13 protein-coding genes are annotated in these 13,184 nt (G+C 56.3%); 7 read left to right on the top strand and 6 right to left on the bottom strand.

Going from position 1 to position 13,184, the window contains the following annotated elements:
* Nucleotides 1-91 precede the first annotated feature (91 nt).
* The 4 genes from cbiE to mnmA form a co-directional block, all read right to left on the bottom strand.
* Nucleotides 92-1,333 carry a precorrin-6y C5,15-methyltransferase (decarboxylating) subunit CbiE gene (cbiE, locus tag ABX962_RS16590; RefSeq protein ID WP_372721160.1) on the bottom strand — a complete coding sequence of 414 codons (1,242 nt, stop codon included), beginning with the start codon at nucleotides 1,331-1,333 and terminating at the stop codon, nucleotides 92-94.
* A 145-nt stretch (nucleotides 1,334-1,478) separates the two neighbouring features.
* Nucleotides 1,479-2,060 carry a redoxin family protein gene (locus ABX962_RS16595; RefSeq protein ID WP_372721161.1) on the bottom strand — a complete coding sequence of 194 codons (582 nt, stop codon included), beginning with the start codon at nucleotides 2,058-2,060 and terminating at the stop codon, nucleotides 1,479-1,481.
* Nucleotides 2,061-2,223: 163 nt separating this feature from the next.
* Nucleotides 2,224-3,105 carry a rhomboid family intramembrane serine protease gene (locus ABX962_RS16600; protein WP_372721162.1) on the bottom strand — a complete coding sequence of 294 codons (882 nt, stop codon included), beginning with the start codon at nucleotides 3,103-3,105 and terminating at the stop codon, nucleotides 2,224-2,226.
* An 87-nt stretch (nucleotides 3,106-3,192) separates the two neighbouring features.
* The gene (mnmA, locus tag ABX962_RS16605) at nucleotides 3,193-4,368 is read right to left on the bottom strand and encodes a tRNA 2-thiouridine(34) synthase MnmA (protein WP_372721163.1); all 1,176 of its coding nucleotides are present in this window, start codon (nucleotides 4,366-4,368) and stop codon (nucleotides 3,193-3,195) included.
* 117 nt (nucleotides 4,369-4,485) lie between these two features.
* Between mnmA and prfB the strand changes: the two genes are divergently transcribed.
* Both prfB and ABX962_RS16615 read left to right on the top strand, forming a co-directional pair.
* Nucleotides 4,486-5,596, top strand: a protein-coding gene (gene prfB, locus ABX962_RS16610; protein WP_339946906.1) for a peptide chain release factor 2 whose coding sequence is annotated in 2 segments (ribosomal slippage) — nucleotides 4,486-4,554 and nucleotides 4,556-5,596 — 1,110 coding nt in all. Because the reading frame shifts where the segments join, the coding sequence is not laid out codon by codon here.
* 4 nt (nucleotides 5,597-5,600) lie between these two features.
* Complete coding sequence (locus tag ABX962_RS16615) at nucleotides 5,601-5,939, top strand: histidine triad nucleotide-binding protein (RefSeq protein ID WP_372721164.1); 339 nt, start codon at nucleotides 5,601-5,603, stop codon at nucleotides 5,937-5,939.
* A 29-nt stretch (nucleotides 5,940-5,968) separates the two neighbouring features.
* Here ABX962_RS16615 and ABX962_RS16620 read toward each other — a convergent pair whose 3' ends face one another.
* Both ABX962_RS16620 and ABX962_RS16625 read right to left on the bottom strand, forming a co-directional pair.
* A complete protein-coding gene (locus ABX962_RS16620) occupies nucleotides 5,969-6,865 on the bottom strand; it encodes a hypothetical protein (protein ID WP_372721165.1) in 897 nt (298 codons plus the stop codon).
* Nucleotides 6,866-6,867: 2 nt separating this feature from the next.
* Nucleotides 6,868-7,926, bottom strand: a complete 1,059-nt coding sequence (locus ABX962_RS16625) for a hypothetical protein (RefSeq protein WP_372721166.1) — start codon at nucleotides 7,924-7,926, stop codon at nucleotides 6,868-6,870.
* A gap of 192 nt (nucleotides 7,927-8,118) precedes the next feature.
* On the opposite strand from ABX962_RS16625, the gene metK reads away from it, so the two are divergent.
* The 5 genes from metK to ABX962_RS16650 form a co-directional block, all read left to right on the top strand.
* Nucleotides 8,119-9,300 (top strand): methionine adenosyltransferase, encoded by a 1,182-nt coding sequence (metK, locus tag ABX962_RS16630; RefSeq protein ID WP_339944884.1) that lies wholly within the window; start codon nucleotides 8,119-8,121, stop codon nucleotides 9,298-9,300.
* Nucleotides 9,301-9,387: 87 nt separating this feature from the next.
* The gene (locus tag ABX962_RS16635) at nucleotides 9,388-10,242 is read left to right on the top strand and encodes a metallophosphoesterase (RefSeq protein WP_372721167.1); all 855 of its coding nucleotides are present in this window, start codon (nucleotides 9,388-9,390) and stop codon (nucleotides 10,240-10,242) included.
* 84 nt (nucleotides 10,243-10,326) lie between these two features.
* Nucleotides 10,327-10,977: a sigma-70 family RNA polymerase sigma factor gene (locus ABX962_RS16640; RefSeq protein ID WP_372721168.1), complete on the top strand. Its 651-nt coding sequence runs from the start codon at nucleotides 10,327-10,329 to the stop codon at nucleotides 10,975-10,977.
* Entirely contained in the window at nucleotides 10,974-12,734 is a 1,761-nt protein-coding gene (locus ABX962_RS16645) for a serine/threonine-protein kinase (RefSeq protein ID WP_372721169.1), read from the top strand. The genes ABX962_RS16640 and ABX962_RS16645 overlap by 4 nt, the downstream gene beginning before the upstream one ends.
* A 164-nt stretch (nucleotides 12,735-12,898) precedes the next feature.
* A partial coding sequence (locus tag ABX962_RS16650) for a hypothetical protein (RefSeq protein WP_372721170.1) occupies nucleotides 12,899-13,184 on the top strand: 286 nt, incomplete at its 3' end.

The following is a 13,184-nucleotide window of genomic DNA, read 5'->3' on the forward strand; positions in this document are numbered from 1 at the left end:
TAGCAAGATCCACTACGAGGGAACGCATCCGACGTCCCTCGATCGGCCTCTAGCATAGTTCGCATAATAGGCTGGCAAAGCCAAGCCGCAACTATTTCAACTTGCGGCCCAAAACCAAGAAGGTGGGGTTAAGCGACTCGAAACGGACGCGGTCCATTTGGTACTGGCCTCGCGAGATATTGATCATTCGCACATCCTGAACCAGTCCCACATTGGAAAATACATTCTGGACCGAAACCAGATTATCAGGGCTGGAGACATTCACGACGATGCGACCGCCTTGGGCCAATCGCGGCACGGCAGCCGAGACCAAATCGGGCACCACACGTCCGGTACCGCCGACAAAGATGGCATCGGGATCGGGAAGGTCTTTCCAGGCCTCGGGAGCTTGTCCGTGGACCGGAATCAACGAGGGAACGTCGAACAATTTGGCATTCTCGATCATCAATCCGTAATCCTCGGCATCCATTTCGATTGCAAACACTTTGCCTTGCGTCGCAATCGAAGCAGCTTCGATCGCCAACGATCCACACCCCGCACCGACATCCCATACGGTGCTTTTTGCGGTCAGATCGAGTTCTGAAAGCGCGATGCAGCGGACTTCGGCAGGCGTCAACAAACCTCGCTTAGGTCGCGACTGCAAAAACAAATCATCGGGGTTGCCAAACAAGCGACGGTTCGCACTGCCGCTGGGTCGATCGGCGGCTCCCGATTTTCGCACCAGCACCATCACGTTCATGACGCCAAAGGATTGACCGCGGATCGAAGTCAAATCCCCTTGCGTCACGGTTTCATCAGGCGTGCCAAGATCTTCGCAAACGTAGGCGGTGAAGTAATCGATGCGTCGGTCTAGTAACGCCTCAGCAACGACCGAGGGCGAAATGTCTTCGGTGGTAAAAATTCCCACACGCTCGGCGGTGCGAATGTTGTCCACCACACGATCAAGCGATTGGTTCGCGAGGTTGGTCAGGTAGGCGTCATCCCAGCTCTCTTTGACACGCGCAAACGCCAACTGCATGCTGCTAACGTGAGGCACCACATCAAAACGGTCTTTGCCAAACGTTTCGGTCAAGTAACGCGCGATCCCGTAAAACAACGGGTCGCCTCCCGCCAAAACCACCGCGGGCTGGTCGCCAAGATCGCGAATCGATTGTTGCAACTGTTCTAAATTGCTGCCGACAACAATGCGTTTGGCAGCCGAGACGGGAACTTTTTCGAGCAACTGCGACGGGCCCACCAACACGGTCGCTTGGTCGATCAAGTTTCTCGCTTGACCGGTCAACCCATCAAGTCCGTCGTCGCCAATCCCAACAATATGAATGCGAGCAGTCAATCTAGTGTCCGTTGTTTGTAGTGGTAGTTGTGAAGGCGTTGTACAATATGTTCACAGTCGCTCTGCGAGCTTACGTTTTGATCGCGGAGCGATCAACGACTGTGAAATGGAAGGACCGATGACAGGCTGGAAGCCTATCCCACACCTATAGTTTTCGCAGCTCTTTCATGATTTCTTCGACCGTGGTTCGCCCGGCGTGCGAGTTACTGACTTTGGACCAAGCAACACGACCATTTGTATCAATCACGTAAGTTGCAGGGTACGCGGTTTCACGGGGCGAATCCCAGCGAAGGCCCCACTGAGTGACCATCTCCATCGCGTCGTCGCGGACCATCACCAGCGGTGCCGGCAGCGTTCGCGATCCCATGAATTCTTCGGCATGTCGCTGCAGCAAGGTCGCTTCGCCTGGGTAAACTAGAATCACGCGTGATGCGGCTTGAGAGAGTGCTTTGGCACGGTTCGCCAAACTGCTGACCTGTTTGCTGCACAGCGGGCATTGGTATCCGGGATAGCCTCGTAGCACGATGACGACGACCGGTCCCTTTTTGTATTCCGCTTGCAATTCGATGAAATCTTTGCTGCCCACGACCGGCAATTCAAAGTTGATCGCCTTGGCTCCCTCGGCAAGCGGTTGCGAACGTCCGTCGTCATCGGCATGGACATTTGCAGTGATCGCCGCGAAAAACATCAGGCACACCGCAGCACCGCAAACTCGTGGAATCATCATTTGTATCCTGGTTCGGACAAAGAAGTAGTGGATCTTGCTAAAGATCCTCGGGCCGGGATCTGTGACAAGATCCACAACGCCGGTGACTGTTGATTGTATTGCAATTGGAGTTTTTTTTGCTTGATTCGCTGAGCGATCGACCCCGAAGGCTCTTGCTGGTTGCTTAGTTCTGATCCCGTTTTTCGCGTTGTCGTCGACTGTATCGTTCTAACGTTTTGCGTTCGGATCGCGTTAAGCTCGCTTCGCCGCTGGCGTGAATTTTTGCCAAAATTCGGTCCGCCTCCGCCGCTTCTTGGTTCAATTTCCGATCGGGATCATGAATTTTCAGCTTCATGCGACGCGATCGCTGGCGGAAATAATGCGGCAAATCGGAGAGCACCGCCAAATCGAGCCAGCGAAAATTCCAGCGTTGATAGAAATAAGCCGCCGAGAACGCCGCGCCCGTTAAATGGACTTCAAACGCGGTCTGGGAATTCCCCATCAATCCCAATGCACCGGCCAAATCCATCCCCACAAAAGCGACCGCCAAGATCCAAGCTTTCACCGGGATCACGAACATCAACAACACTTCTTGATGCGGATAGTACAAGGCAAACAGAATCGTCGTTGCCACCACCCCACCGCTCGCCCCGATCGCCAATCCACCCCCTTGGATGAAATACGAGATCGAAGCAGCGATGCCACCCAAGAGGATGGCCGCGAGGTAAAATTTCAGGAACTCTTGCTGGCCAATCCGCCGCTCGACGATCCGGCCGAAGAAAAACAGCCCGATCATGTTGAACAAAATATGGTTGATATTGTTCGGATCGTGTACGAAACCGTAGGTCAGAAATTGCCACCACATCCACGGCTGTGTCACCGTGCTGGCCTGCGCGCCGAGCCAAGGCACCAACTGGCTGACGCCACCCTGCTTAAAAATCATGTCGACAAAGAACACAGCGACATTGATGACGATCAAAATGATCGTCACACTTCGCGGATTCTGGACTCGGTCCCACGGGGTACGTTCAGCCGAGCGTCCGTAGTCGCGGTCATATAGACCCATGAACCATTCCTAAAACTTTAACGATTGGGCAAAACAAGCAAGCCGCATCCTAGCAATCATGATGCCGCCTCGTCGATATCGTTCAAATTACTGAATCCAGCCCCCTCCAAGCACGCGTGTGTCATCGAAAACGACAGCGGCTTGGCCAGGAGCAATTGCTAGCTGAGGCTCGTCAAACTTGACCGTGAACTGATCGGGATCCCCAGGATCGACAAAAACGCGAGCCGGCAGCGGGGACCCGTTGTAGCGAATCTGCACGCCCACTCGATCCGGCAGCGTATCCGGATCGACCAGCCAATTTGCTTCGTTTGCTGTCAAACCATCGCGAGCGAGCGCTTCTTGCCGTCCGATCACGACTCGATTGGTCTCCGTTTCGATCCGGACGACAAAATGAGGCGTCCCCATCGCCACGCCGAGTCCCTTTCGCTGGCCGATCGTGAACGCTTCGTATCCGGCGTGTGTCCCGACGACTTTGCCGTCGGTGGTGACAATTTCACCTGCGGTCGCTCCCACCATTTCGGGGCGTCTCGCTTTGACGAAATCGCTGTGATGGCCTTGCGTGACGAAGCAAATTTCTTGGCTGTCACGTTTGCCGGCGACCCCCATCCCAAGCTCCATTGCCATTTCGCGAATCCGAGGCTTTTCAAAGCCACCGACCGGCAACAGCATCCGGTTGAGCCGCTCGGCCCCGATCCCGAACAGGGCATAGGACTGATCTTTGTTGGAATCGAGTCCTCGATGCAGTTCGGATTGGTCGCCGTTTTTGACCATCCGGGCGTAATGCCCGGTCGCCACAAAATCGGCATCCACGCCGTCCGCATAGTCGAACAAACGGCCGAATTTGATCCAATTATTGCACTTCACACACGGATTGGGCGTGCGGCCGTTGAGGTAATCGTCAACGAAATAGTCAACGATGCGGCGGAAATCTTCTTGCAGATCGAGCGCGTAGAAGGGAATCCCCATTTTTGAGGCAACGCGGCGAGCATCGGCGGCGTCCGAGGCGGTACAGCAGCCCTGCTTGTGATCGGCGCGAGCTTGGTGGAGTCCGCCGAGCACCGGCAGTGCCCCCTCGGATCGGCCCGCGGATTGGTCTGCGGCATCTGATTCGCCGCCTGCAGCCGATGGGGTACTGCACACGCGGCTCGATTCTTCGCCGTGCCTCATAAAGACACCGATACACTCGTGGCCCGCCTCGAGCAACAAGTGCGCAGCAACGCTGGAATCGACGCCGCCACTCATCGCTAGAACCACCCGTGCCATGTATCTTTTTCCCTTAACTCGATATGATTTATTTGTCTGGATCACCCTCGAAACCCGATCCGATCGCTAACAGACCGGTTCCCTCACTCACCCGCTTTCCTGGAGCTCACCCCACCCGTGGATGCCGAATTCGTTCAACGCAGCAAAAAGATCCGCGAGCGTCTGGTCCAACTCGGAGACTCTCTTTGACTACGCTGCCAAGCGTGAAGAAATTGAGTCAATCGAAGCTCGCATGGGCCAACCCGACTTCTGGGACGACAACGAAGCGGCCCAAGTGGTGGTTTCACAATTGAAGGGACTGAAAGCTATTGTCGGTCCTATGGGGAAATTGTCTACCGCGGTCGAGGATCTTGATGCATTATTCGAGATGGCCGACGAGGACGAATCGATCGCCGAGGAGGTTGCGGGCGAAATTGAGCGGCTCGAGAATATTTTGGACGATTTGGAGCTCAAGGCGCTCCTGAACGGCCCTAATGATTCAGCCGGGGCAATCATCACGATCAACGCTCGCGATGGCGGAACCGACGCCAACGATTGGGCCGATATGTTGCTGCGGATGTATTCCGCCTGGGCCGTCAGCCAGGATTACTCGATCCAACTGCTCGACCGACAAGAAAACGAAGAAGCCGGGATCAACCACGCCTCGATTGCGGTTCGTGGCCCGATGGCGTATGGCTATTTGAAAGGCGAAGAAGGGGTTCACCGACTGGTGCGGATCAGCCCGTTTAACAGTGAAGGCAAGCGTCAAACCAGCTTCGCCGCCGTCAGCGTGACTCCGGAAATCGATGATTCGATTGAGATCGACATCGAGGAAAAGGATGTGCGGATCGATACCTATCGCGCCGGGGGTGCCGGGGGTCAGCACGTCAACAAAACCGACAGTGCGATTCGCTTGACGCATATCCCGACCAACACCGTCGTCCAGTGCCAGAACGAACGCAGCCAGCATCAGAACAAGGCGACCGCCTGGAAGATGTTGCGAGCGAAGATGGCTCGGATCGAAGAGGATCGCCGGGACGCCGAGGATGCCAGCAAGTATGCGACGCAGGCGCGTACCGGTTTCGGCAGCCAGATTCGCAACTACTTTTTGCACCCCGATCAACGTGTCAAAGATGCGCGAACGGGACATTACGTTGGCAGTTTCAACTCCGTGATGAACGGCAGCGAACTGCAAGGGTTTCTCGACGCGTTCCTTCGTTTGAAAGCCGGCAAGCAGGAGAAGGTTTAAGCCCATGCCATCGATTTTTACCAAGATCATTGATCGCGAAATTCCAGCGGACATCGTTTTCGAAGACGACACCTGTTTGGCGTTTCGCGATATTTCGCCCAAGGCACCGACTCATATTTTGATCATCCCCAAACGCGAGATCATGTCGCTGGATGATTTGAGCGACGAGGACGAGCAGACCGTTGGCCGCTGCGTGATGGTGGCATCAAAGATTGCGGCGTCCGAAGGGCTAACCGACGGCTACCGCTTGGTTGCCAATTGCGGCAGCGACGGTGGCCAAGAGGTTCCGCACTTGCACTTTCACCTGCTCGGCGGCCGCAAGATGACATGGCCGCCCGGCTAGGAAACGCTTCGTCGCGTTGCGAATGACCGTTACAGATCCGGGTGCGGGTGCGGCGGAGTCAGCTGTAGTGACAGCTTCAATCGCTCCGCAACCTCGTCTTGATTCGCATTACTCAATAGCTCGACCATGGCAACGGTCGGGCCGACTTGCAGCACGATCGGCAACGCATCAAGCCTTTCTTGCCACCGCCCTGCCGCCGCAGCCACCTCGGGCGGCGACGTCGCTCGCCACAACACGGTTTCGGCCAAACGCGCGATCACCGGCCGTGAATGGTCGGCACTGAGTGTCTTTAACGTCTCCACAGCAGCCTCGCGTCGGTCGCTCGACAACAACCAACTAGCGGCGACAAGTCGCACTGCCGACGATGGATCGCCGAGTCGCTTGAGGGCCGCATCGGTCGTCGCGGTGCCGGAGATTCCTCGCGGGTTCCGCCACGCTATCGGCAGCCATGCGAGTGCAATCGGCGGCAACGGACGACGATCTAACTGGGACACCAATTCTAGGGCGATCGCACCGCGTGAACTTCGCCAAGCCGCCTGCGCCGCGACCATCGACAACCATTGCTGACGCCACACCGGGGGCCGCTCGCTCAGTGCATCGAGCGAACCCCGAAGTGCCATGTCGTACTTCTTCTCGTCAAACAACTTGATCGCAGCCGCTTGCTTTTCGCCAACCTCGCTTGGTTCGATCCAGATCACGCGATGTGCTGCGAACAGCGATTCCTTTTCGTCGCCCGCCATTCGCATCGCCAACTGTTTTGCATCCAGTGCAATGATCTCGCCCGTATGCGTCTGAATCGCTTGCGGATACCAATCACTCTGGGCTGCGGTCGGCCGCGTCGGTTCGAGCCAGACTTTGTCAGCCCAAGCCGCGGTTTGCAGAACCAACAAAAGGGCCGCGATGGTTAGATAGAGAATTCGATTCAACTTTAAGGTTCCATCCTGCTGCCCAACGAACGAACGTCGACGTACTGATACTGCCCCAAGTTCTGGGCTGCGAGTTCACGCAAAAAACTGTCCGGCGGCGACACCGGCTCGGCTCCAAATTCGATCGCATGAATCGTGGTTCCACTTCGCTGAGCCCGGCGACGGATTTCGGCAAGCTCGGATGACGACAATCGCGGGATGCGGGCGTCGGTCAAGAAGAAGATTACGTCGGGATCCATTCGCAGCGCCAGCTTTAAGGCACTGTCATGCTCGGTGCTGCCAAACGCGGTGATTGAGTCAACATAACGCGATGCGCGAGCCAACGTCGCCTTCTCACCGGTCATCAATTGCACTGGCATGCCGACGGTTTTGAAGGGTTCGGGTTGATCGTTGTAGAAAATGATCTGAAAACGCTGGCGGTCCGTCAGACTGTTCAAGCTTTTGATCAGTTCGCGTTTGGCCGCCCGCAGCGGCATTCCGCCGTTGCCATTCATGCTGTCGGATCGGTCAAAAACGTAGACAAATCGCGATCCGCTGCCTGAAACGCCAAAAACCATCGTTGTCGTATCGCTGGAATCTCCTTCGCTGCCCGGCGGACGCTTGGAATCAAACGCGTCGCCATCGAGCGTGGTTTCACCGGCGACTCCGGTTCCCGAAATCGGGGACGGGGTATCGCTGATTTCGCTCAGAATACCCGCCAGATCAATTGGCGGACTTAAATCGGCGGGTGCCGCCGCTGCCGACGCGACATCACCCGATTTGGCGGCCGAATTTTCGCTGGCGGCTGACTCGTTTACTTTGGCGGAATCGACGTAGCGATCGCGGTCAGGCATGCGGTGGACCATCGCAATCCCCGCAGGCCGATCGACTTCCGAACCGGTCCCCGAGGGCGTTCGCGCCCAAAAAATCCCACGTCCGTTAAATAAAACGACGTGAAACGACAGCGATAACAACAGCGCCGGCAGCGGCCGTTCGGGCAAATCCATCTCCAATGGATCCCCGGATGCGGGCAAACTCGGGTTGCGAGATGCGGTCGTTGCTGGCGTGCTGGGTCGGTTCATATAAGATTGTTAGAGGAATTTGGCAGCAAAAGGTAGCTGTTTTTCGCCGCGATCCCCCTCACGGCTGCTGAATAGCGCTTTTCAGACTCGCTTTTGACAATTACTTTAGTGGCAATTCATTCTAACCCTAAACCAACACTTTGGTGACTCGCCAGTTTGGTGGGAAAGATCAACCTAGTGGAGAGAGAACACGTGAGCGACGCTCGATACCTGTTTACAAGTGAATCTGTCAGCATGGGTCACCCCGACAAGCTGGCCGATCGTATTTCGGATGGAATTCTCGACGCGTTGTTGGCGCAAGACCCAAATAGCCGCGTGGCCTGTGAAACCATGGTCACCACCGGCATCGCGATCGTCGCGGGCGAAATCTCTACCCAGGCCAACGTCCAATACTCCGACGTCGTCCGCGAAGTCATCAACGAAGTCGGTTACACCGATGACGAAATGGGCATCTGCGGCAACACCTGTGCCGTCATGGTCTCGCTCGACACCCAAAGCCCCGACATTGCCCAAGGTGTCAACTCGGACGATTCCAGCGGCAAAGACGTTGGCGCCGGCGACCAAGGGTTGATGTTCGGCTACGCCTGCAAAGACACGCCTGAATTGATGCCAATGCCGATCGCATTGTCGCACCGCATCATCAATCGCATCACCGAAGCTCGCTTCGCCAAAGAGGTCGACTGGTTGCGTCCCGACAACAAGGCGCAAGTCACGGTTGAATACGAAGGACAAACTCCGGTCCGCGTCGACACCGTTGTCGTCAGTGCCCAGCACAGCCCCGATGTCACGAACGATGAAATCAAAAAGTTCATCATCGAAAACGTGATCAAGCCTTCCATCCCAGCCGAGCTGGACAAAGGCGACATCAAGTACCACATCAACCCCACCGGCAAATTCGTGGTTGGCGGACCTCACGGCGACTGTGGTTTGACCGGTCGCAAGATCATCGTCGACACCTACGGCGGATGGGGACGTCACGGCGGTGGCGCGTTCAGCGGCAAGGACTCGACCAAAGTCGACCGCAGTGCCGCGTACATGGCCCGCTATGTTGCCAAGAACATCGTCGCATCCGGACTTGCCGATCGCTGCGAAGTTCAACTCGCCTATGCCATCGGTGTGACCGAACCGGTTAGCGTTCACGTTGACACCGAAGGCACCGGTAAAGTCGAAGACGCCAAATTGTGTGCGTTGGTGCGAGAACACTTCCCATTGACTCCATCGGGAATCATCAACCACTTGCAACTGCGTCGTCCGGTGTTCCGCCAAACCAGTGCCGGCGGCCACTTTGGACGCGAAGGCGATGCGTTTACTTGGGAAAAAACCGACAAGGCCGAAGCGTTGGCTGAAGCTGCCGGTATCGCAGCGACCGCCTAATTGTTAGCATCGCTTGATTCAGTTTGAACAGCACGACGGCTCCATCGGGTCCGTCGTGTTGTCGTAATAAAATGAAAGTGAAATGAGATGCGAATCGCGTGGATAACCGATCCGCATCTCAATCACGCTTCGTCTCGCGAGTGGGACCAATGGTCCGATCGCATCGCATCCACACAGCCGGATGCCCTTCTAATCACCGGCGATATCTCCGAAGGGGATGACGTCGTCTGGCAACTCCGCCGCATTGCCGACACGGTCGCGGTCCCCGTCTACTTTGTGCTTGGCAATCACGACTTTTACCAAAGTTCGATTGCGCGAACTCGCCAGGCTGTGATCGCGGCGTCACGCGAGCTTGATGCGCTGAACTATTTGACCGACCTTGGCCCGATTCCACTGGCCGACGGAGTTTTTCTATGCGGTGAGGATGGTTGGGGTGACGCAACGATTGGCAATTATGAAGATTCGTTCATCCGCTTGAACGACTTCGAACAAATTGATGATTTTCGCGAGACATCGCCGGACCTCTGGAAAGCCAAGCTACAACAACTCGGCGCCGAATCGGCCGCTCGACTGCAAATCAAACTCGCAGCCGTGCCCCGCGAAGCGACGGACGTGCTGGTCGCGACCCACATTCCGCCGTTTCGAGAATCATGTTGGTACGAAGGCAAAACGACCGACGACAACTGGGCCCCCTTTTTCGTATGCGGCGAAATCGGCCAGACGTTGATGGAGTTTTGCCAACAGCGTTCGGATTGCAAAACGACAGTGATTTGTGGGCATACGCATCACGACGGCGTCGCCATGCTGCGTGAAAACTTGATCGTTTACACCGGGGCCGCAGTCTACGGTTCGCCTGGCGTGGAAGCGGTCATCGAGATCACGGCAAACCAGCTATCGATCCAAAACCATCGTCGTCGATCGCTCGGCGATCATTCGTGCTGATCGCCGAGCGATCAACGACATTCGGGTATTTACTTTCCTCTATGATGGTAGAGAACGATCTCGAACGCGAGCGAACACAATTCCATGGCAAAATCGATCTGGCCTAGCGACGACAAAACCGAAACGCTGTTGATCGCAGCGAAACAGGGTGACGCCGATGCGGTGAACCGTTTACTCGAACGGCACCGCGTCTCTGTACGACGATTGGTGGAAATGCGTCTGGATCGCAAAGTCCAACGACGGGTGGACGTCAGCGACGTCGTCCAGGATGTATTGGTCGAAGCCAGCGGACGGCTGGACAAATATCTCGATGATCCTGCGATGGCGTTTCATTTATGGATCCGTCAAATCGCCTGGGACCGTATCATCGACACGTACCGACGGCACCGCGTCAGCGCGAAACGTAACATGGATCGCGAACAAGCGATGGTGATGCCCGGCGGCCAAGATCAATCGTCCGTGGAATTGGCGGCTCAGCTCTGGGATCCCGGCCCGACGCCTGCCGCTGCAGCCACGCAAGCCGAGATCGCGGCAAAAGTGGAAGCGGCGATCGAGCAGCTCGGCGAACAAGATCGCGAAATCATTTTGATGCGGCATTACGAGCACCTTTCGAATCTCGAAATTGCCGAGGTGCTTGGCGTCAATCCGCCCGCGGCGAGCATGCGGTACCTACGCGCCGTCCGGCGACTGCGTGAACTGCTCGAGAGCGAATCGGGTGACGAGTACGCACCGTGAGCAAAGAACCGTCTCGACCTCCGAGCGAACCGAACTCCGATACGGAGCAGTTTAGTGCGGATGACGAAAAGATCGCCGCGATCTTGGCCGATCTTGCCGATGGTGTTTGCCGCGGTGAACTTGTCGACTTTGCCGCCGTATGTCACCAACATCCCCAATACGCCGACGAACTGCGGCGACTGTGGGGCGCCGTCCTGGTCACCGATACCGCAGGCGTTGCCAACGAACAGCGGCCTGATCCAATGGGACCTGATCCAAACGGGTCCATTGCAAACGAAAGTGGCTCATCGGGACGTTGGCGAAGTCTGCAATTGCCGACCGAGATCGGTGATTATGAATTGATCGAAGAGATCGGCCGCGGCGGAATGGGGGTCGTTTTCCGAGCTCGACAAATCAGCCTCGATCGCGAAGTCGCTGTCAAAATGATTTTGCGGGGACGGTTGGCCAGCGACACTGACATGCAGCGTTTTTTGGCCGAGGCGTCGGCCACCGCGAAGCTGGATCACCCCAGTATCGTGCCGGTATACGAGGTTGCTGACATCGACGGCCGCCCTTTCTTCAGCATGAAATACATCGACGGCATGACGCTGGCCGATCGAGTGGCGGATGGCCCGATGCCCCAGCGAGAAGCGGCTCAGATTGTCGCCACTGTCGCTCGCGCGATCCAGTTCGCGCATGACGCCGGCGTCTTGCACCGCGACATCAAACCGAGCAATATCTTATTGCCTCGCGATGGGTTGCCGATGATTACTGACTTTGGATTGGCGAAACAATCGGGATCCCAAGCCGACCTGACTCGCAGTGGCATGTTGGTGGGCACGCCAGCCTACATGTCACCCGAACAAGCGGGCAATCGCCGCGATATGGTCGGACCGTCCAGCGATGTGTACAGCCTTGGCTGCGTGCTCTATTTCGCCTTGACGGGACGCTCGCCGTTTGTCGCCGAGACTCCGATGCAATTGGTGATGCTGGTGATCGAGCAAGACCCTAGCCCGCCACGAGCGCTGCGTCCGAGTCTAGACCGCGACTTAGAAATGATTGTCGTTCGCTGTCTGCAAAAACCGATTGATCTACGCTACGAATCGGCTGCCGCGTTGGCCACAGACCTCGAAGCGTATCTTGCCGACGAACCGGTCGCCGCTCGCAGTGGTCGGTTTAGCCAAGTGGTCGCGCGAGTGTTCCGCGAAACGCATCATGCCGCCGTTCTAGAGAACTGGGGCTTGTTATGGATGTGGCATTCGCTGGTGCTGCTGGTTGCTTGTTTGTTGACATGGCAATTGGATTATCACGGCTTCACCAACCGAATGGCCTACGCCGCGGTTTGGACGATCGGCTTGGGCGCCTGGGCAGCGGTATTTTGGCGACTGCGAAAACGGATGGGGCCGGTCACGTTTATTGAGCGGCAAGTGGCCCACGTATGGGGCGCCAGCATGATGGCGATCGCGATGATGTTCCCGCTGGAGTGGTGGCTCAAACTACCCGTGCTCACCCTTTCACCGATGCTAGGCATCGTTACTGCGATGGTTTTTCTAATCAAAGCAAGCATGTTAACTGGGGCGTTTTATTTCCAGACTGCAGCATTGTTATTTGCATCGGTCTTGATGGCGATGTATCCACCGTGGGCCCATTTGATATTTGGAATTGTAGGAGGCGGATGTTTTTTCGTCCCTGGTTACCAATACGCTCGCCGACGACGAAGGCAGGGATCCGCACCCGCGCCAGATCACTGGACCACAGCCTTTAAGCTCCGATGCTAGGAACCGCCGCTCGAAACCGAATTTACGGGCGACTTTTGGTTTATCATTGAGCAACAGAGTTACAACGCATCACGCACTGCGTTGCCAATCACACAAATCATTGACGAAGCTTGGAAAGTTTTAAAATGAGGAACATCCAGAGTCTACTGTTTTTCGGATGCTGCATGACCTCGTTCGCTGCGTTGTCAGCCGACGAGGTACCGAACTACTTCGTGGCGCCGATTTCTACCGAGCTTCAACGTGCAACGGTGTCGTCGAACGCGGACACCTACGCTGTCGTCAACTGCAACGCTCTCATCGTTGACGACGATGTGAACCTGTCTGCATTAAATGAGCCAGGCTTTGTTGCGGCACTGAAGAACGCCACCCCTGGCCGCTCAAGTTTGCGACTAGTTTGCCGATACCAATTTCCTGAAAATGGAGACCGATCACTCCGTAAACGACTCGAGA

Source organism: Novipirellula sp., from assembly GCF_041583735.1.
In the GTDB taxonomy this organism is placed as follows: domain Bacteria; phylum Planctomycetota; class Planctomycetia; order Pirellulales; family Pirellulaceae; genus Novipirellula.